Source organism: Aeromonas sp. 102P, from assembly GCF_051920345.1.
Taxonomy (GTDB): Bacteria; Pseudomonadota; Gammaproteobacteria; order Enterobacterales; family Aeromonadaceae; genus Aeromonas; species Aeromonas veronii.
This window is the reverse complement of the sequence record NZ_JBQBCZ010000001.1, coordinates 2,056,584-2,077,243: the sequence shown is the minus strand read 5'-3', so window position 1 is coordinate 2,077,243 and position 20,660 is coordinate 2,056,584. Positions and strand designations below refer to the sequence as shown.

Annotated in this window: 8 protein-coding genes and 2 pseudogenes; all 10 read right to left on the bottom strand. The window is 57.6% G+C overall.

The window, feature by feature from the left end:
* Positions 1–275: 275 nt before the first annotated feature.
* A pseudogene (locus ACTG1K_RS09960) lies at positions 276–581 on the bottom strand (hemagglutinin repeat-containing protein); the annotation flags it as partial.
* 91 nt (positions 582–672) lie between these two features.
* Positions 673–1,020: a hypothetical protein gene (locus tag ACTG1K_RS09955; protein ID WP_421294571.1), complete on the bottom strand. Its 348-nt coding sequence runs from the start codon at positions 1,018–1,020 to the stop codon at positions 673–675.
* A 253-nt stretch (positions 1,021–1,273) separates the two neighbouring features.
* Complete coding sequence (locus tag ACTG1K_RS09950) at positions 1,274–2,224, bottom strand: transposase (RefSeq protein WP_440005206.1); 951 nt, start codon at positions 2,222–2,224, stop codon at positions 1,274–1,276.
* Between the two features lie 94 nt (positions 2,225–2,318).
* Complete coding sequence (locus ACTG1K_RS09945) at positions 2,319–2,621, bottom strand: hypothetical protein (RefSeq protein WP_440005205.1); 303 nt, start codon at positions 2,619–2,621, stop codon at positions 2,319–2,321.
* Positions 2,618–15,457, bottom strand: coding sequence for a two-partner secretion domain-containing protein (locus tag ACTG1K_RS09940; RefSeq protein WP_440005204.1), 12,840 nt, complete (start codon positions 15,455–15,457; stop codon positions 2,618–2,620). Before ACTG1K_RS09940 ends, ACTG1K_RS09945 begins: the two co-directional genes overlap by 4 nt.
* 88 nt (positions 15,458–15,545) lie before the next feature.
* Entirely contained in the window at positions 15,546–16,985 is a 1,440-nt protein-coding gene (locus ACTG1K_RS09935; RefSeq protein ID WP_440005203.1) for a ShlB/FhaC/HecB family hemolysin secretion/activation protein, read from the bottom strand.
* Positions 16,986–17,474: 489 nt separating this feature from the next.
* Positions 17,475–18,398 carry a 23S rRNA pseudouridine(2605) synthase RluB gene (gene rluB / locus ACTG1K_RS09930; protein ID WP_440005202.1) on the bottom strand — a complete coding sequence of 308 codons (924 nt, stop codon included), beginning with the start codon at positions 18,396–18,398 and terminating at the stop codon, positions 17,475–17,477.
* 134 nt (positions 18,399–18,532) lie between these two features.
* Positions 18,533–19,104 (bottom strand): annotated as a pseudogene (gene scpB / locus ACTG1K_RS09925) (SMC-Scp complex subunit ScpB).
* Positions 19,088–19,957, bottom strand: coding sequence for a segregation and condensation protein A (locus ACTG1K_RS09920; protein WP_440005201.1), 870 nt, complete (start codon positions 19,955–19,957; stop codon positions 19,088–19,090). Before ACTG1K_RS09920 ends, scpB begins: the two are co-directional and overlap by 17 nt.
* On the bottom strand, positions 19,950–20,570 hold the full coding sequence (locus ACTG1K_RS09915) for an L-threonylcarbamoyladenylate synthase (protein ID WP_440005200.1): 621 nt from the start codon (positions 20,568–20,570) through the stop codon (positions 19,950–19,952). Before ACTG1K_RS09915 ends, ACTG1K_RS09920 begins: the two co-directional genes overlap by 8 nt.
* Positions 20,571–20,660: the final 90 nt, after the last annotated feature.

The following is a 20,660-nucleotide window of genomic DNA, read 5'->3' as shown; positions in this document are numbered from 1 at the left end:
CTGGAGGTCACCCGCTAGAGATGAAAAAGGCCCGCACCAGTTGGTGCGGGCCTTTGCTTGGCCGACTGCGCACTTGAACAGCGTGCAGTACGCAACGGGTTGTCGGCTTACTTGCTGCCGGTACCGGAGTTGCGGGTAGAGGCTTGCGGCTTGCGACGGGCGGTGGTGGCGCGAGCGCGCGGCTCTTTGCCCTGTATCTCATCGAAGCCCTGTTTACCGGCAAAGAGCCCGGTCTGCTCTCTACGCCTCTGCCAAAAAAGTGGGTGTCCCAGATTTCACAGGCGGCTGGCGTTGATATAGCCAGAACCGGTCATGGTGCTAAAGGTAAAGCTGCCCTCGGCCGCGATGCTGCTCTGCTTGCTCTGGTAGTGGTCGTTATCCTGCTGGCTGGTCAAGGTCAGGTTGCGGCCGATATCAGCCTTGACCTTGTCACCACTGACCTGCGCCCCCAGCAGGGTGGCATCCCGCCCTGATGTGAGGGTCAGGGTATCGCCCGCGGTGAGGATGGTCTCGGTATAGCGGCCCGAGTTGCCCAACTCTTTGCCCTTGGCGGCATTCATGTTGGCAAACACGCTGAGTTCGGTGCCCTCTTCGCGAACGCCCGATTACGCTGCGCTAATCGAGCCGATGGCCCTGCCCCCCCCCCTTTCACCTATTTCCAATTACGATTCATTAATCGAGCAAGCGGCCCTGAACATCATATATAAATTCAACACTCAGCTTCATTCTCTCTACAGCCAGACTAATTTCACAGCCTGACCAAATGCCTATGCCAGCAGTTAGTTCATTGGTGATAAAATATTTTCTAAGTTCCACCAATAATTCTGTCAAATCTCCCACGGCGCGACCATCAGGATCAAACCAGTTTAGCTTACCTGTATCATCAATATAATCAAACTCGTATTTACCTCCATCACCTTCAGGAAAAACCTCTGCTCTGACAACTATTGTTTTCGCATCTAATGGCCCAGCGTCGACTAAGAGCTGCCCAATTTTTTGATATATTTCTTGATCTGTCATTAGATACCACCTGGAGAGTTTTTAAAATCAATAATTGCTGGACGATCACAAAACGATTAGGACACCCACCTTTTGTAGCAAGCCACTATCGAACTGCTTGCAGGCATTATAAGGGTGTATGCATTCGAACTGATGCATGTAAAACTCGGCTGGCAGGAGAAATTTTCAGGTTTAGAAAGCAACAGCCCCTGCACAGCCATTTATTGGACTATGTGCAATACCCGGAGCTATCAGCAGGGTGGATGCAAAGCTATCACAGCCTTGGTTGATGGCATCGTCGCTGGCCACAGTGGCGGGCAAACTGCTGACATTGATATCTGTCTCCCACCACTCTGATCCCTTGTCGCCTGAACAGCGTCACCTGCTTCAACCAGCGAACAGCATCGAGTCCCAATCGTTCCAGAATGGGTCCAAATTGGGCCGGAATATGACCCCGCTTGTCGGGCCGAATAGCACGACCAGTCCAATCAACCAGCATCAGGTAGTCGCTGAAGGCATAAGGCAGCTCTTCAGGCTTACCCTGGCGGGCAAACGGCAGCAAAAGTGGTGGCAAAACCTCAGTAGTAGCAGGCGCGTCAAGGCGCTGTTTGATACTGGTGTATTCACTCTGCTCTGGCCGATCGGTCAACGCAGCTCGTATCGGATTGAGGTCAACATACGCCATACAGGCCAACAAGGCGGATTCGGTGAGCAAAGCCTGACTCTTGAAGCGCCCCTCCCAGAAATGGCCCCTGCAACCATCTTCCTGATTGGCCTGACGGGCCAGATTTTCATTGAGTAGCCGAATAAACCAACTTATGGAGTGAAGCCGCTCCCGCCATTGGGCCAGCAATTGCTGCACGACAGCCAGCTCAGGCTCGATCAACATCTCCCCCTGATACCAGCGCCTGACCAAATGCGGCCACTGGAATAGCGCCGCCCAGCGCTCAGCCACCTCCCGCTCACTCCAGTTGGCTGCGGTATCGGGCTCCACCTTGAGCACCAGATGATAATGATTGCTCATCACCGCATAAGCACAAATGCCAATTGCAAACAGCCGCGATAGTTGCCCCAACTTGTCGACCACCCACTGACGCCGATGCTCATAACTCTGGCCAGAATGGGCATCGTCACCACACAGAAAGGCTCGCCGCACACAGCGGCTGACCACATGGTAGTAAGGCGTATCCTGCAAGCTGATTTGACGTGAACGGGCAATGGTCATGGCACATCCCTCAACGGTGACCTCTTAAGTCAAGAACAGCCCTACGCCACTGTCAAAAAGGTGGGTGTCCCGGATTTCCTTCATAATAATTTCGTTATTGATTGAAATTTAATTTCACCTGTTCACCATGTCTATAAGACATAATTAATGATCTCCAATCCTCACCTCTAGAAATAGAATTCTCTTTAAGTTTAAGTATTATCCCAAACACTTCAGCATTATTAATATCCCTCTTTGCATCAGTAGTTACCACCCCTTCATTCTCCACAGTTAACACGGCATCTATATATCCATCGCCAATATCAACCTTATAAGAGAAAAAATCATACCCATCAACAATCCCTTCATCAAGAATTGTAAAAAGCCTGTTGGCCAAAGCAAAGTCTTCAGTTATCATTTTGATATACCCGGCGGTTTTCCGGCCTCATTTAAAAAGGTTCTTTCAGTAACAACACCATCGATTTTAAATGTCACTGTCAAAGCTGTCGGTCTAACTGACCCAGGGTTGTCTCTCACAAAAACCACCTTAGTCTGGCCCACAGCTTTACTCGGATCATCAAGTGCTCGTTTTATTTCATTTTCATAGAAAACCTTATATGCAGAATTGTTAAAATTCTTATCCTGAGGAAATAAATTATAACTATCGCATGTTCCACCCTGGCTACAGGCTTGAACATGTCCCCCGACATCACTATCAAGCCCCTGCTTTCCAGCAGCAGTTTGCCTAGAGTCTCGCGGCATCTTAACATTAGTAGGAGTAAATGTTAATTCCTCTACATAGCCATGAGAGTTAGTCTTAAAGGCATTACCGTTATCAAGCTCATATCTTGTATTAGGTTCCCTTGCAGAAGGGATATTCAATATATCATACTCCTTCGTTCCTTTTACGGCGCCAGAGCTATTAACCCTCACTACTTTATAGTTTTCAGAAGATAGATTTTTATCAGTGTGTCCCTTGGGGTTTATATTACCAACATGAGATCCCCCCCCAGAAGTTTTTATCTTGTTAGCTATAGCATAACCTATGCTTGCTGTTCCTCCTTTTAATACAGCAGAGCCACCTAGGCTATCAATAAGTTCTTTACTTTGCAGAGCAAGCTTGACCGATTCTGGTAATGCTTGATACAGAGCCTCTGCACTTGCCTGATTCTCAGCAACGACAAATTGTTGCAGTTGAGTTATTTCACTCTCACTCAGCTTAGAAATAAATGTGAAACGTTTGAGCCCTTCGACGATCCTCCGACCATCATCATTTTCTGCCTGTGCGGCATAAACACAACCGAGATTATGTGAACACTCTTTATTCGTGATCTCAGAACGTTGCTTATCACTCAGCTTTTTATATTTTTCATAAATAGGTTGCTTATCAGCCCCCGTTTTCTCTGCCTCCTCAAGCTCTCGTAACATGTTTAAAGCATCTTTGCCTGTCAGCAGATTATTCTCCACCACCGTCTTGCCGGTCTGGGCTCCGGCCAAGGCGCTGGCGGTGCTGTCTCCGGTCAAACCACCCGCCAATCCTGCCGCCAGAGTGGCCAAGGTAGAGACGGTCTCCTTCTCCCCCTCTGTCAACTGGCTGGCATCTTTGTGGTAAAGCTGGGTGGCCATCATACCCACCAGTTCGCCAGTGGCGGCGCCGGTTGCACCGACCATGGCGTTTTTGTTCTGGGCGGCGGCCAACGCTCCTTGTACCAGCGCGTGGGCCATCACACGGGACGGACCGTCATCAGTTTGCTGTTTGACCATTTGTGCAAGGTAGGGTGCCGCAGCCCCTGCGGCGGCCTGACTCAGGTCGCCCCCCGCCAAGCCTTGCAGTGCAGCGGTCGCGGCCTGCATGCCACGCTGGAAGTTGCTGCCTATCCCCCATTTTTCCTGCAGCGCCTTGTACTCTTTGCTGTTGGCGTACTCGGGGTCATCCTTGGCCTTCTGATTGGCTTTATCCAGATGATGGCTGACCACCATCTGGGTCGCCTGCTGCCCCACCTCGCCGATAAGCTGAGCCTCTTGCATCCGCTCAAGCTCTTTTTGCTTGTCGAAGATAGGAGAGAGACCGTTGGCCGCCTGGGTCGGGTCCCGGTGCAGGGTCACCAGATCCTGCTGCTGAGCCTTGCCGTCGCGGATATCTATGGTCCCGCCACTGATCGAGGCAAAGGAGGTCGAACTGGCGCTGCCACTGCTGTTGCTACCACCGAGCGACCCCATGGCTGCAATGCTGGAAAAACCCTTGGTGCTATCACCACTGCCACTGATCCCCACGCTCTGGCTCTCGACCTTGTAGTCGGCACGGTTGACCAGATCACTCCAACCCAGCGTGCCGGTCGAGAGCCGGTTTTTGCTCTCGTCTGCACTGCCGGCCAGCACGGCGCCGTTGAGCTGAGTGTGTTCACCCACCTGGATGGCGAAACCCTGCTTACCGGCGAAGATGCCGGTCTGCTCCATCACGCTCTCAAAGTCGCTGCGTATCTTCTGACGGCTGGCGTTGATATAGCCGGACCCCGTCATGGGACCAATTGTGAAGCTGCCACCGGCGGCGATGCTGCTCTGCTTGCTCTGGTAGTGGTCGTTATCCTGCTGGCTGGTCAGGGTCAGGTTGCGGCCGATATCGGCCGTTACCTTGTCACCACTGACCTGCGCGCCCAGCAGGGTGGCATCCCTCCCTGATTTAAGGGTCAGGGTATCGCCCGCGGTGAGGGTGGTTTCGGTATAACGATCAGAATCCCCGTTTTCCTTACCTTTGGCTGCATTCATGTTGGCGAAGATGCTGATCCCCGCGCTCCCCTGGGTGAACCCGAAGCTGATGCCGGCATTCCAGCCACTGCTGCTGTTGCTGCCGCGGGTGTCACTGCTGTTGACTGCTGATTGCAGCACCAGATCGCGCGCGGCACCCAGTGTCACATTATGCCCCTTGATGCTGCTGCCGATCATGACCAGATCGCCGGCACTGTTGGCGGCATCTCCCCTGGCCAGTATGGTCGCATCCCCACCAGCATTGAGCTCCGAGGTCAGGGCATTGGTTTCGCTACTTTGGTTATTGGATTGGCTGCGCTGGCTTCCCACCGAGATAGCAATCCCGACAAAGGAGGGGTCGGGTACACCGCCCGCATCAGCCATTGCCTGCATACCCTGCCAGGCCTGATAACCATTCATGGCAGCCTTGGTTCCCTGCAAGGCGACCAGTCGATCGTTGCTGCTCTCCTTGCTGGCCTTGACGGTGTCATAGGCACTCTGTACTGCCGTGACGGCGCCACCGGTCAAGGCCACTGTAAGCCCGCCGCTCTTGCTCTTGACCTCCTCCTTGCGGGTGACCTGCTGCTCGGCCGAGGAAATGGTGACATCTTTGCCCACCAGCAGCAGATCCTTGCCAGCGATGATGTCGCTGCCGCTGACCTGCAGCCGGTTGCCAGCTTGCAGCGTGACATCCCCTTGCACACTGCCAACGGTTGACCCCTCTCTGATCAGCGTGGTGCCCACCATGTCGCTGCTCTGCTGTTGCTTGCCGATGGTAAAGCCAATCCCGCCACTGCCCATCAGGCCAGAGCGCTTGGTTTCACGGAAATGGAGCTCGCGATTGAGCAGATCCACGGTATCAATGTTCAGGTCACGCCCGGCCAGCAGTGTTGCACCGAGATCCCCGACTACGTTACTACCCTTGACTGCCAGATCCTGTTGCGCCTTGAGCAACACATACTGGCCTCCCAGCTCGGTAGCCTGAGCCATGTGCTGCTCGCTGATATCGTGGGTAGTGGTGGTCTTCTTGCTAAAAGCCTTCTTCTTGCTCTCCCTGGTGTAGGATTCGCGATAATCCATCGCATCACCGGCTTCAAGCAGCAGATCGCGACCAGCCGTCACAGCGAGCTCACCTTCTGCCTGAACATTGGCCGCACGCATCGCGATATCGCTGCCCGCGCCCAGGGCGATGTTATCGGCATTCAGATTGACCCCAACCTCCTCACGCTGCCGGGCACTATCGTAACCGTTACGACGGGTGGTGTACTGGCTGGCTTCGTTATTGGCGGTCTTGAGCATGAGCTCATTGCCGGCAGTCAGAGAAGCATCCCCTTTGGCAGTGAGGGAAGAGGCCGAGATAGTAAGATCGCGATCTGCCGACAGGCGCAGAGCCCGGCCAGCATCAAGGGAGCTCATCAACTGCTCGACTCGGGAGAAACGGCTATTGCCCTCTTCCCACTTGCGTCTATCTTCCAGACTGCCAATGGTGATATCCCGCCCTGCATTGAGGGTCATATCCAGCCCAGCCAGCAGGTTACTGGCCGATAGCGAAATATCCTGCCCTGCCTGCAGCAGCAGGTTACCCGCAGATTCAATGCGGGCGATATCGCCGATATCGGTGCGGCTAAAGCGAGTCTGATCGCTCAATACATCGGAGAGAATGCCGTTGACATCCACATGGCGCTGGGCCGTCCGGGTTTCATTGCGCACCGAGCCATCCAGCGATGCAATGGCGACCTCCCCACCCTTGATAAGGCTTTGGTTGAGTATATCCCCTTTGGCGAGCAGCTCAAGCCGACCGCCAGCCTGGATTTGGCCTTGGTTGACCAGGGTAGTGCCGCTCTTGAGCGAGAGTGTGCCATCGGCCAACAGAGTGCCGCTGTTGTTGATGCCACCAGCAGTGAGATCGATATTGGCAGCCGTAATTATGCTACCGGAGAGATGGCGCTTGTCGGCCTCGGTCAGATAGAGCTTGGGCGCGAGCACGATTTTGCCCTGATACCAGACCGGCTCCCACCACACCATGCTGCGCCCCAGCTGGGCAACCTGAGCGGCACTTAACGTTACCCCCGGGGTCAGACCCAGATCACGGCGGTTTTGCGCCGCGTTATCAACCAGCCAGCGCATCTGGGCTAAATCCGAACCCATCTCGCCATTGATAAAGCGGCGGCCAGTTTGCGCCAGCACCGCATCGCGGATAACGCGGGTATCGAAAGCAGCATCGCCGAGCAGCTTGATATCTTTTTCCGGCGCAAAATTTACCTGCCCGAAGAAGTAACTGGAGCCGAGGAATTTGTCGACCTGGGTCAGAGTCGGGCTGGTTTCAATCTGTGGCTGGGTCGCCAGCGCAGGGATCGTTTGCTGGCCGGTTTGCACCGGGCCAGGCGCCGTTACTGCCACGGCCGAGACCACCGGCGCTTGCCAACCCGGTTGCAAGCTCTGTTGCCACTGACCTGCTGTGGTGACATGACCACTGTTTGACAGTGTCATTCCGCTTGGCAACTGCAGATCAGGGGCGTTGATCCCGCCACTTGTACGGCCCGGCAGCCCCCAATCAGTACCATTACCTGTTACCTGGGCAACGCCGCCACTGCCCGATACAGTATCGAAGGAGAGCGGTCCAGCCCCCTGCAACTGCTGCTGAAGCGCAGCATCAATGCGATCCATCATACCGTTACCGGCCTGACCCAGATTGGCCAGCAGCGGATTGACTTCAATCAGGTAGGGACTGTCGCTATTGCCGTTAATGGTAAAGAGCCCCTTGTCGCCGTTGGGCAACTGGAAGTCAGGCAAGGGCACGCCGTTGTCCGGGCCGACGGGTTTTAGCACCTGCGACAGATATTGGGCATCACCCTGCAAGCTGGGGGCGGCACCCGCACCCTGTGCCTGCGGCAAGGAAACGGAGGGGCGTTGGGTGGTGCTACTGACCGGGCCAGCATGGGCTTTGATCGTGACGTTATCGATCATCCCGGCAACGGTGCCGGTTAAATTACCACCAGCCGATATGGTTGATTTTACATCATTACTTTCAGTGTTAGACGTGATTATATCGACCAAATCAAAAAAGTATGAGTAACTATAATCTCTTTGTTCATGCACAACCATTTTTGTTTCTTTATAAATCGCAGATACATCCCCAAAAGAGTATGATTTATTGTAAATATTACCGACATGAAAAGTCATGTCTGTACCACTATAAATGCTGCTAGCATCGTTATTCAGGGATGTGGCATGTATACTTATGGCCTTTCTTGCATTAATAACTGACTGCGAAGAAGCACTCTTAATTTTCCCTCCAGACCCCACAGGAATTATTATAGTGTAAACGCTTTTGTTGTTACCGCGCTCAAAATTGTTAATGGTCTGCCCTGTACTTACATCCACCAGATCGTCAGGGGCACATCCCATACAAGAATAATACTCGCTTAATGCCACAGGGACTTTTCCCTTTAGCTCACCAATTTTACTTTCAGTTATTTCAAAAACAGCTCTTCTGTTCGTCACATTGTTCGCATACAAAAAAACATCTCCCTCTGCCGACTCAATAACACCAGAGGAATTTATCAAGCTACCATTTTTTATTTTAAACCCAGCATTTTGTTCAGCAATAATTGCACCGTATTCATTTGTAATATTGCTATTTGCCGTGAGGGCTTGGCTGCCGCCGCTATATACAGTCCCGCCATTAAACAGCGACTCACCCTGCCACCCCAGGTCACCCTGGCTGGCCAGCATACCGGTATTGCGCAGCTCACCCTGCGTATTGAGCGTCAGCCCTTGCCCACTCTGCACGCTGCCGCTGTTCTCCAGCCGCTGGGCACCCAGTTGCATGACACCATTGCTCACCAACGCACCGCGGTTATTAAGCTGACCGGTGACTCCCGCATTGAAACGCTGCCCTGCCCCCCACTGCCCCTGATGTTGCCAGTCCCCCTGCACCTGCAGGTCCAACGACCCCTTGGCGCTGAGGATGCCCTGGCTGGTCAGCGATGAACCCACCTTGAGTGCCAGGTCCCCGCCAGAGAGCCATTCACCGATGCCCGTTACCCGACCCGCATCCAGCGTCGCCTTCTGCCCCGCCAGAATCTTGCCCGGTGCATACAGCTCGCCGCTGCGCAGGGTCAGCTGTTGTCCGAACAGGGTGCCGCTGTTGGCCAGCCGCGCCAGTGGCGAGGCCTCCAGTAAATTGGCACTGATGAGGCCACTGTTGTCGAGCTGGCTGCCCTTGAGTAAGAGTTGGCCGGCCGAGGAGAGCTCACCGGCGTTGGTCAGCGTTGTGGCAGCGATGTCCCCCACATGCTGGCCGCGCAGAACAGCCCCCTGGCTGTTATCCAGTTGCCGGGTCGTCAGGTTCAGCGTGCCGCCCTGTACCCGCCCCCGGTTGAGCAGGGTGTCATGGGTCAGTGTCAGGGTATTGCCCAGCAAGGCACCACGATTGTCGAGCTGGCGACTGCTGATGGTGAGGCCATCCCCCTGCAGGGTGCCCCGGTTATCCAGCCGCGCACCGCTGATGCTGCCCTGGCCAGTCACCAAGATCACCCCATCATTTTGCAGCGCACCGCCGCTTTGCAGGCGAGTCGTTTCAACACGGCCCAACTGCTCGATGCGAGCAGCATTCATGGCCAGTTCGCCGCCGCTCAGCAGATTGCCGAGCTGGCTTATCAGGGTATTGGCATTGAGATCTACATTGCCTTTGGCGGCCAGGGTCCCCTTGAGGGTGAGCGCGGGCGCCGAGAGGGTTGCATTGCCATCGGCCTGCACTGTGCCTGCAAGGGTCGCTCCCTCGGTCAGCTCGGCGTTCAGTCCCCCGTTTGCCCGGGTTTTGCCACCTTGTTGCCAATAGCCGCTGCGCAAGAGCAGGTCACCGCCGGCCAGCAAGTCGCCCTGCTGCTCGAAGCGCGAGCCCTTGAGGCTCATGCCACGCGCCGACTGCCACAGCCCTTGTTGCGTCAGGGTAGCACCATCAAGGGACAGCGCTCCGCCCGACACTAGCTGGCTGTCCGCCTGACTGGTCAATGCCCCCCGACTGGTAAGCGTCAGGTTGCCGCCACTCACCAGCGAGCCCCCCAGCGTCATGGTATCGGCCTGAATGTCTGCCTCACCACGAATACGCCACGGGCCGGCCAGTTGCAGTTGGCCGGTACGTAGCTCAAGTACGCTGCCACTGCCGACGCCACCGCTTCCCTGCCAGCTGGCACTACGCAGCACAACCTGATTGCCTTGCAGTTGGCCATTATGCTGCACCGCCCCCCGGGCATTGACCGCCAGGTCGCCACGGCTGGTCAGTTTGCCGCGATTGGTCAGTGTGCCGGTATCCAGCAACACCCGCTCCCCTTGCAGGTCACCGTCCAGGGTGACGGACTCACCCTGCAGCGTCAGCGCACCATTGGTCACCGCACTGCCGCTGTACGCTAAATTCGCGCCTTGCCAGCTCAGATCACCCGCCGATGACAATGTCCCCTGGCTGGTCAATGTGCCCGCATGGAGTTGCAACTGGCCATTGCTGGCCGTGGTGCTGCCACTGCCCAGCGTGGCTTCGTTGGTGTTCAGAACAAGGTCTTTATTGGCCAACAGCTTGCCGCTGCTGCTCAACTGTGGGGCGTTGATGGTGAGGTCAGCACCGGCAAGCAACGTTCCACTGTTATCCAGTGCATCCAGTGTCAATGTCTGACCCAGGCCGCTGACCCACTGACCGCTGTTGAGCAGCCGATTGGCCATCAAGGTGATGCCCTGGTCCGATTGCCAGTGGCCCCTGTTAGTCAGGGTGCCGGTCTTCAGGTTCAGTGCATCCTTGCTGACCAGCGCACCACCGTTGTCGATGTCTGCCGCCGTCAGCGTTATCGCTTGCGCCGACACCTTGCCATCATTGCGCAGGGTATCGGCGACCTGCAGTGACAGTGAGCCACCGCTGGCCAATATCCCCTGTTGTGACAACCGGGTGGCTTCGATGTGCTGGGCCCCTCCCGCAACCGCACTACCCTGCAGCGTCATCTGGCCAGCCGTCAGCTGTTGCCCTGCTTTGGCCAACAATTGACTCTGCTGACCGGTTGTGAGGGTGGTTGCCGTCACCTGTTGATGGTCCCCTTTGAGGGTGCCATCCAGCGTCACTTGTTCACCACTCAAGGTGACATCTCGCGCGGCCGCCGTACCCGACATCACCAGAGTCTTGCCGCGCCACTGCAGTTGGTCGGCTGCCAGGTTGCCAGCCAGCGCTGCCTGCTCCGCCGTCACAACCAGCTCACCGTCGGCCTGGGTAAGGCCATTCAGATTCAGAAGTGAGGCCCCCAACTGCATGGGACCATTACTCAGCATGTCACCTTGCGAGTTCAGGGTCGCCGCCGTCAGATTTATCCCCTCCTTGCCAACCAATACACCACGGTTGTCCAGACGGGTGGCCGCCTTCATGGTCAATTGACGGGTACCCACATCCCCGCTGTTGAGCAAGGTATCGCCCCTCAGCGTGGCATGCCCGGCCAACAGCGCGCCCAGATTGCGCCACTGCGTCCCCTGCCAGTTAAACACCCCACCGCTCTCCATCCGACTTCGGTTTTCGAGCTGATTCACGGTCAGGTCAAGACCGGCGGCCCGCAAGGTGCCGCTGTTAACCAACTTGCGCCCTTTCACCTGCAAGGCACCGTCGCCCAACCACTGACCTTGCTGGGTCATCTCGTCGACCATCAGGGTTTGGCTGCCATTACCCAGCCAGATCCCTTGTTGCAGCAAGCGGTGGCCGGTCAGGTTCAACGGTCCCGCGGCAACCAGGGTCGCACCCTGCTCGTTGTGCCACTCAGTTACCTTAAAATTGGCCACCTGTTCGCTGGCCAGTCGCCCCTTGTTGGTGAGTCCATCAGCCTGCAATTGCCACTGCCCTGCCTGCCAGTCACCAGCCAACGCCAGTTGTTTACCTGTGCTTTGCAGCAACCCGCCAACTCGCCAGACGCCTGTCAGTTGCTGTATATCTCCCTGCAAGGTGAGTGCGCCACCGATGTTTGCATTGCCGCCCAGCGCCAGCAGTTTTGCGCCCAGCTGGACTGCCCCTTGGCTGACCAAACGCCCGGTCAAGGTGGCTTCTTCCGCCTGAAGCGTAATACCCTGTTTACCCTGCAACAGCCCGCCGTTTTGCAACTCTTTGGTTGTCAGAGAAAGCGTCTTCCCTGCCAGCTTGCCCTGATTGGTGAGGCGTTCCGTGGCGTCGAGTTGGTGGTCGCCACCGGCGATGACCGTGCCCTCGTTATCAAGCGTACGCCCTGTCAGCGCAAGACCCTCTCCCGCTTGCAGCCACCCCTGGTTGACCAGAGTATCGCTCTGCCAGTTGAGCTGCTGACCTATCAAATGCTGGCCACGACTGCCTCCCACTTGACTATGCAGCTGCGCCGCCTTCGCTTGGGTAGTACCATCCAGTTGTAGCTTGGTTGCATCGATACGCAGCTCTTGAGCGGCATTCATAGCCCCCTGTTGCTGGTACGCCTTGGCCACCACTGCCACATCACCTTTGGCTGCCACATCCCCAGCCAGGGTGATGTCATCACCTCTCAGGTTCAGCACGCCACCGGCACGCAGGGCACCGCCAGCCTCTTGAGTCAGCTTGTCACCACGCCAGATCAGCGCATTGTCGGTGGTCAATTCCCCATGCTGTTGCCAGTTGACCGCCGCAATATCAGCCTGGTTTGCCAGCAGCTTGCCACTGCTGGTAAGCGTCTTGGCATCCAGCTTGAGCTGCTTGCCGACTTCCAGCTCTCCGCTCACATCGGCCTGCTCGGCCTGTAGTTGCAGGTTGCCACCAACATGCTGAGTCCCGGACAGTGTCAACAAGGTCGCCCCCAGCGCCAGGTCAGCCCCGGTGCGCAGCTCGCCCCCTAGTTGTAATTTGTCGGCCGTTATCTGCGTGGATGACTTGCTTTCCAGCGCCCCCTTCAACAGAAGGCGGGACCCCGTTACCGCTACTTCATTGGCAAACAGGCCACCCGTGCTGTTCAGTTCGGCAAAAGTGAGCGCCAGCTTGCCGGCTGTCACAGCCGTGCCATTGTGGGTCAACCGCTCCCCGCTCAAATTCAGGGCCTGGCCGGCCTGCAGCCAGCCATTGCCATCCATTTGTTTGCTGTTCCAGTTCAGCGTATCGGTGGCCAAGATGCGCCCCTGCTGGGTCGCACGCTCACTGGTCAGGTTAATCGAGTCCCCTTGCACCAACCCAGCCAACGCCAGCTCATCGGCATCGATTCTCAGGGACTGCGCACTGACCAGCCGGCCATCCTGTGTCACCTGCTTGCCCTTGATGACCGTATTCTGGCCAGCACCAACCGTACCACCCAGTGCCAGCTGGTCGCCGTTCAGACTCACGTCATGGTTGGCCAGCAGCTCGCTCGCACTCCCCGTCGCAAGCCGTTGCCCTTCCCACGCAATACCTTCCCTACTGTGCAGCTTGCCTTCGCTCGTTGCCTCTTTGACCGCCAGCACCAGCGACTGCGCCTTCAGCACGCCATCGAAGTTGCCTCTCTCAGCCGTCACCCCGGCCTTGCCACCGACCAGACTCTGCCCGCTCAACTGCAGCAACCGGCTGCCCAGCTCCAGTTCACCGTCGGTCAGTTGCTGCCCCGTCAGAGCCAGATCATCCCCTGTCAGGCTCAACCGGGAGACCCCAAGCAAGGTACCGCTGCTGCGCAGCTGGCGACCGGCCAGCGTCGCCAGCTGACTGGCAATACGCCCTTCGTTGTCGAGGGTGTCGGCCTGCAACGTCAGGCTGTCGCCTCCCGCCAGAGTGCCCTGGTTCTGCAAGGCATCCCCCTTGAGCACCAGTTGTTTGTCCCCTTGCAGGGCGCCGCTGTTGACCAGTCGGCTACCCTGCCAGTTCAGGATCTGCCCTGCCTGCACCTCACCCCGGTTGGTCAGCACACCCGCCTGCAACTGCACCGCGTTGCCCTTCACCTTGCCCGCCACGGTCAGCTCATTAGCGTTAATATCCAGCGTCGGAGCACCAAGGCCCCCCCCCAGGCTCACCTGCTGCGCCTGCAGCTGGATGCGCTGACCTGCGTGACTTTTACCCTGCTCTCCCTGCTCCCAGCGCGTACCGGCTTGTATCGCCAGGTTGTTGCCCGCACTCAGCTCGCCGGCGTTATAGCCTCGCTCCCCGAGCACGACGCTCATCGCTTGCCCACTCTTCAACGCTCCCTGGTTATCCAGCGTCGTCGCATCGATAGTCAGATTCTGTGCTGCTAGGGTCGTGCCCTCATGACGCAGCGCACCCGCTGCCAACTTCACCGAAGAGCCCTGTACCTGGCCCGCCAGGCGCAATTGTTCAGCCTGCAGTGTCACGTCCTTTGCCGTAAGTGCCGACTGGGTGTCCAACTGTTGTGCCGTGGCATGGAGCGTCTCACCCTGCAACTCGCCTTCTCGCACCACCAGCTCATCGCTCGCCTGCAGCGCCAGAGTGCCACCACTGCTGACCCTGGTTCGCTGCAATTGCTGTGCCCCTGCCTTCAACGTGGCATCGCCTTTTGCCGCGATATCGGCATCTTGCGCCGTGAACTCACCGCCAGCGGCCAACTTCACTGCACCGCCGCTGTGGATCGTCCCCGTGGCCGCCAGATCTCCCTGACTGCTGACCTGCAGGTTACCGGCACTGCTGCTGTCACGCAGCCGCACGCGGCCATTGGCATCAAGGGTCAAATCTCCTTGTTTGGCCACCACGTTGGCCAGATTGACCCCCACCCCTTGTTCGGTCGAGACCAGCCGAATTTTGCCCGCGTACATGCCGCCCAGCGCGGCTGTGTCGATGGCCACTTCTGGAGCCGGGCCATTGCCAGCCTGAGCAACGATGTCCCCAGTCTGGCGGTCAACCTTGTTGGCACCCGCCACCACATTGACGGTCTGGCCATGCAGTGCGCCATTCAGCTGGACGGCGCGCGCCACCAAGTCGACCGATGCCTGTCTGGTCGCATCCAGTCCCTTGCCACCTACGGTCAGGGTGCCCTGTTTCACATCGAGTGCCTGCAACTGGCCTTGTGCATCCAGTACTGGCTTGCCGGTCGAGAGCGTCACATTGGGGGTATTGATGAAACCGCAGCCATCACAGGTGAGGCCATTGGGGTTGGCCACCACCACACCAGCCTGCTGACCAGCCACTTCCAGATAGCCTTGCAACTGCGACGGGTTGGCACCCACCACTTCGTTGATGATGAGATTGGCCGCTTGACCATTGAGGTGGGGGTTGTTTTGAATAAGCCCACCCAGCTGGGTTTGGGTCAGCTGTCCGGTGGCATTATTGAGAATGACGCCCGCCTGGCCAACGTTGAAATCATGATAGAGGTTGTGCGATAACCCGGCGCCGTTGGGGGTGGCAATGTCGACGATGGGCACTCCGTTACCGGCCTGATTGAGGGTGGTATTACCGGTCGCCACCGCAATGCCTTCAGCAAATGCCGGGTGAGCCGGTTGCAGTGCCAACAATCCACATAGCTGATACACCACGGCCCGACATACCAGAGAAAACCGCGGTTCACCTTGCTTCTTCATTGCGCTTGCATCCATCTCAACCATCTTCAATCGTCCATTCACGTCTTGATTGCCATCTCGCGACGCTCGACGCATCGCCATCCTATTGCTAGAACGCCACACTCGCCCGGTAGTAGAGCACCCAGGGATCTGCATTGAGCCAGGCGGGGGCGCTTAACGGAAAGCCCACGCTGACGTTGCCGGTAAAGTGGCGATAGCGTTGCTCCCACCCCACGGCGGTGCCCACCATGCCACGCCACTCATCCCCCTGATTGCCCATGTCCACTTGCCCCATATCCAGCGCCAGCCAGGTACGCCATTGACCGAGCCAGGTCGGGGTAGTTCCTTGCCAACTCAGCTCGTTTCTAAGGTATCCGCCCACATCCCCGCTGATACTCTGCTCTTTGAACCCGCGCACCGATGCCTCGCCGCCCAGCGACAAACGCTCCACGCTATAGAGCCGGGCAGGCGTCCATTGGGCATTGAAGGTCGAGAGCCATCCCCACTGACCACCCGCCGTGCTGTAGCTGCCAAACAGCCCCCATTTCTCAAACTGGGCCTGCGGCCACAAAGCCGAGCGGCCACGGTCGCGGTCCGCTCCGAACCAGTCGGTACCGAGCGTCAAGGCGGGGTTCAAGGTGAAAAAGTGACGCTCTACGCGCGTGGCAACATTAAGTCCAAGCCGCAGGGAAGAGAGCTGGTAGCTGCTGGTCTCGAGCAGTTTGTCCATGATGAAGTTGCGGCTCTGGCGATGAGTCACGCCCAGCACACCGGATATCTTGCTCTGCCCATCGCGATAGAGGGTTCGCGTGGCAGAGCCTGTCGTGGTGCGGGTATCACCGCGGCTTTCATAGACATAGCCGCGAGAGTCGATATCGTTACGGTAATCGCTAAATTGATAACCGGCATCAAACAACCAGTAGCCATAGGGCAAACTGAAACCGGCCTGCCAGTTGGTGGCGTTGTGGCTCGCTCGCCCATCAGTGCTACTGCCAGCTACCAAGGTCCATTGCTCGGCCAGTAACAACAGGTTGTCGGCAGTCAACGAAAATCTCCCCTGCTCCTCCCCTGTGCTCTGCTGACCACTGTTGTCGAACTCCAGCGCACCTTGTAGCGGTACACCCTTGGTGCCCTTCAAATTGACGATGGATTGACCAGGTGCACGACCCGGCTGGATATCAAGCTGATAAGAGAGCGAATGCAGGCGAGAAAGATGGTCTACCCCCTGCTCCAGATCACGCAGATTGAGCACCTGCCCGACCAGGCCCGGGAAGAGGGTACGAGTGATGGACTCCGGCTCGCCATTAACCACAATGGCTTCGATGCGCCCTTCGAGCACTGCAATGGTAAGCGTTCCTTTGGCTAAATCTTGCTCCGGCAGAAAGGCTCGGCTGGTGACGAACCCGGCAACCAGATACCACTGACTGACATCGCGAATAAGGGCATTTATGTGAGAGAGCCCCATGCAGCTATTGAGGTAAGGTGACGCCAGCCGGATTTGCTGGCTGGCAGACAGCTGCGACGCCCCCTCAAAGTGAATTTTGCTCACTTGGAAACAGGGGCCTTGGGCTTGTGGCGCTTGTTCGGTCGGTTCACTTGGCAGTGACAGAGGGCGAGCAACCTCCTCGCGCTGACGAGCCGCCTCTTCCAACAAGGCGCGCTGGCGCTGCTGAATCTCTTGCTGCTCTGCAGGAGGCAATGCTAAAGCAGGCTTAAGAAACAGCACCACCAGAAAAGCAAAAAAAACAAAACCTCCCGCAGATGCAGGAAGTGCAAAGTAGTTAAACATCGATTTAGATAGCCTGAACTTTATTTATTTTTTGTAGTTACGGGGCAAACCCGAACGACTCCATAAAGTTAATGATAATGGTTATCATATGCGCTATCAAGGCTAATTTATCAGCTTATACAACATGCTGTTGTGGCTAATTACCTAACAAACACGCGTCATAAAAAAGGCCCGCACCTGTTGGTGCGGGCCTTTGCTTGGCCGACTGTGCGCTATTTGATGGCACACAGTTCGCAACGGGTTGTCGGCTTACTTGCTGCCGGTGCCGGAGTTGCGGGTAGAGGCTTGCGGCTTGCGACGGGCGGTGGTGGCGCGAGCGCGCGGCTCTTTGCCCTGCATCTCTTTGTGACGCTGCACGGCGCGACGGATCTGGGCGGCCTGCTTGTGACGGCTGGTTTTGCCATCCTGCTGCAGATCGACCTTGGATTCGGTCTCCGGCGGCAGGTTGACCAGACCGCGAAGGTAGTTCACTTCCGGCAGTTTCAGCTCTTGCCAGCCGCCACGCGGGATGCCGCGGTCCAGCTTGACGTCGCCGTAGCGGATACGCATCAGGCGGCTCACCTGCACTTCCTGGGATTCCCACAGGCGGCGCACTTCACGGTTGCGACCTTCGGTCAGGGTGACGTTGAACCACTGGTTCAGACCCTCACCGCCAGCCGGTTTGATCTTGTTGAACTTGGCGGAGCCATCTTCCAGCTGCACGCCCTTGCGCAGACGCTGCAGCATGGCTTCGGTGATTTCGCCAAAGACACGTACCGCGTATTCCCGCTCCACTTCGTGGCTCGGGTGCATCAGACGGTTGGCGAGCTCACCGTCGGTGGTGAACAGCAACAGACCGGAGGTGTTGACGTCGAGGCGGCCGACCGCGATCCAGCGGGCACCTTCCATCTTGGGCAGACGATCAAACACGGTGGGACGACCTTCCGGATCGTGACGGGTACACATCTCCCCTTCCGGCTTGTGGTAAGCCAGTACGCGGCAGATCACTTCCTCTGCGGCACGGGTCTTGACCTGGTGACCATCCACCCGGATCACGGCGTTCACTTCGACGCGATCCCCCAGTGTGGCGACCTTGCCATCCACACTGACCCGACCTGCGGTGATCAGGGCCTCCATCTCACGACGGGAGCCGTGACCCGCGCGGGCCAACACTTTTTGCAGTTTTTCACTCATCGGGGTTACCTGATTGTTGATCGCTGCCCACTGGTAAAAGGGGCAACGGGGTTAACTGTAACAAACGCCGGTTGGAGCGTTTGCCGCAGTTGAAAAATGTATATCTCGGTGAAATCGGCACACTTGGGCGCCATTCACCGGGCATCGCTCTCCCCATCCACCGCAGAGGGCAACAGGGGTTGCAGCTCAGGATCCAGCTCGGGGAGCTGCTCCAGACTCTGCAAATTAAAGTAATCCAGAAACTCTCTGGTGGTGGCGAGCAGTTCGGGGCGACCCGCCACCTCTTTGTGGCCGATGCTGCGCACCCAGCCACGCTCTTTCAGGGTATTCACTATCTGGCTCGACACCGCCACCCGCGGATCGCTTCGATCTCGGCCCGGGTGATGGGTTGGCGATAGGCGATCAGGGTCAGCGTCTCCATCACGGCACGCGAATAGCGCGGCGCCCGCTCGCTCCAGAGCCGCGAGAGCTCTTCGGCATACTCCTGACGCGCCTGAAAGCGCCAGCCGGAGGCGACCTCTTTGAGCTCGACGCCCCGCGAGCTGTAATCTTGCCTGATCTCGGCCAACAGCAGCTGAACATAGCGACTGGTCACCGGATAATCGGCCAGCACGCTGCTTTTCAGCTCGCTGACATTGAGCGGACGACCGGCCACGAACAGCGCCGCTTCGATCAGGGTCTTGAGTCGTTCAGTGGGCAGCGCCACGGTTGCCCTCCTCGCTCTGCTCGGCCAATGCAAAATGGATAGGACCGAGTGGTTCAGCCTGCAGGATCCAGATCAGTTGCTCCTTGCACAGCTCCAGCAGGGCCAGAAACGTCACCAGTACCCCCATGCGACCCTCTTCGGCACGCAGCACCTGCTCAAGGCGCAGGGTCTGCCCCAGCGTGAGCATGGCGAGGATCTCCGCCATGCGCACCCGGGTCGGGATCTGTTCGCGGCGGATCTGGTGATGTTCGAAATGAGTCGCGCGTTTTACCACACTTTGCATGTAAAGGGCGAGCTCAACCAGCGAAACATCGGGCGCCAGTGGCTTGAGGGCGCCAAAATCGGGGGGCAAGGCGGCTGCGATATAAATCTCTCGCTCCACCCGTGGCAGCTCATTGACCTTCTCTGCACCTATCTTGTAGCGCTCGTACTCCTGCAGGCGGCGAATAAGGGTCACCCGCGGGTCTTCTCCCTCATCTTCATCCTCCAGCTCCGGCGCCTTGGGCAGCAGCAGGCGGGATTTGATCTCGGCCAGCCAGGCCGCCATCAGCAGATATTCGGCCGCCAGCTCAAGGTTGAGCCCCTGCATCAGCTCCACGTACTCCATGTACTGGGCGGTGATCTGCAGGATCGGCAGGTTGAGGATATCGAGTTGCTGGCGCCGGATCAGATAGAGCAGCAGATCCAGCGGCCCCTCGAAGGTATCGAGGAACACCTCCAGCGCATCGGGCGGGATGAACAGGTCCTGGGGCAGCTCGTGATAGGGCTGCCCCAGGACTTTCGCGATGGGTAGCGCGGAGCCAGCCCCCATCTCGGCAGCGGGGACTGTCACCGGTTCAGCGACATCACTCAAACGGGGTCGGGTCCCCGGCGCCGCGACGACGCAATACCGGCTCGTCGTCAGAGAAATCGACCACGGTGGTTGGCTGCTCGCCCAGATAACCGCCGTTGACCACCAGATCGACCTGCTTGCCCAGCTTGTCGAAGATCTCTTCCGGGTCGAACTCGGCCATCTCGGAGTCCGGCAGGATCAATGTGGTGGAGAGCAGCGGCTCGCCGAGTGCTTCCAACAGCGCCTGAGCAATCTTGTTGTCCGGCACCCGGATGCCGATGCTCTTCTTTTTCTCGTTCATCAGGCGGCGCGGCACCTCTTTGGTCGCCTTGAAGATGAAGGTGTAAGCGCCCGGGGTGTTGTTCTTGATCAGGCGAAACGCGCTGTTGTCGACCTTGGCGTAGGTGGAGATCTCGGAGAGATCGCGGCACACCAGGGTGAAGTCGTGGTTGGCGTCGAGGCGACGGATGCGGCAGATGCGCTCCAGCGCGCCCTTGTCACCCATCTGGCAACCCAGCGCATAACCGGAGTCGGTCGGATAGACGATGACGCCGCCGTTCTGGATGATCTGTACCGCCTGACCGATCAGACGGGCCTGGGGGTTTTCCGGATGTACGTAAAAATGCTGACTCATAGCTTGTTCTCGCAATGGGGGCAGCAATACCTGCCCGCTCGTATGGTCACGGATCAAAGACCCATGACACTACCTTAACCTGTTTGTGGC

What these genes read in the sequence shown, in the direction of transcription:
- ACTG1K_RS09955 (WP_421294571.1), bottom strand. Translation starts at nt 1,020, where the DNA reads ATGACAGATCAAGAAATATATCAAAAAATTGGGCAGCTCTTAGTCGAC.
- ACTG1K_RS09950 (WP_440005206.1), bottom strand. Translation starts at nt 2,224, where the DNA reads ATGACCATTGCCCGTTCACGTCAAATCAGCTTGCAGGATACGCCTTAC.
- ACTG1K_RS09945 (WP_440005205.1), bottom strand. Translation starts at nt 2,621, where the DNA reads ATGATAACTGAAGACTTTGCTTTGGCCAACAGGCTTTTTACAATTCTT.
- ACTG1K_RS09940 (WP_440005204.1), bottom strand. Translation starts at nt 15,457, where the DNA reads ATGAAGAAGCAAGGTGAACCGCGGTTTTCTCTGGTATGTCGGGCCGTG.
- rluB (WP_440005202.1), bottom strand. Translation starts at nt 18,398, where the DNA reads ATGAGTGAAAAACTGCAAAAAGTGTTGGCCCGCGCGGGTCACGGCTCC.
- ACTG1K_RS09915 (WP_440005200.1), bottom strand. Translation starts at nt 20,570, where the DNA reads ATGAGTCAGCATTTTTACGTACATCCGGAAAACCCCCAGGCCCGTCTG.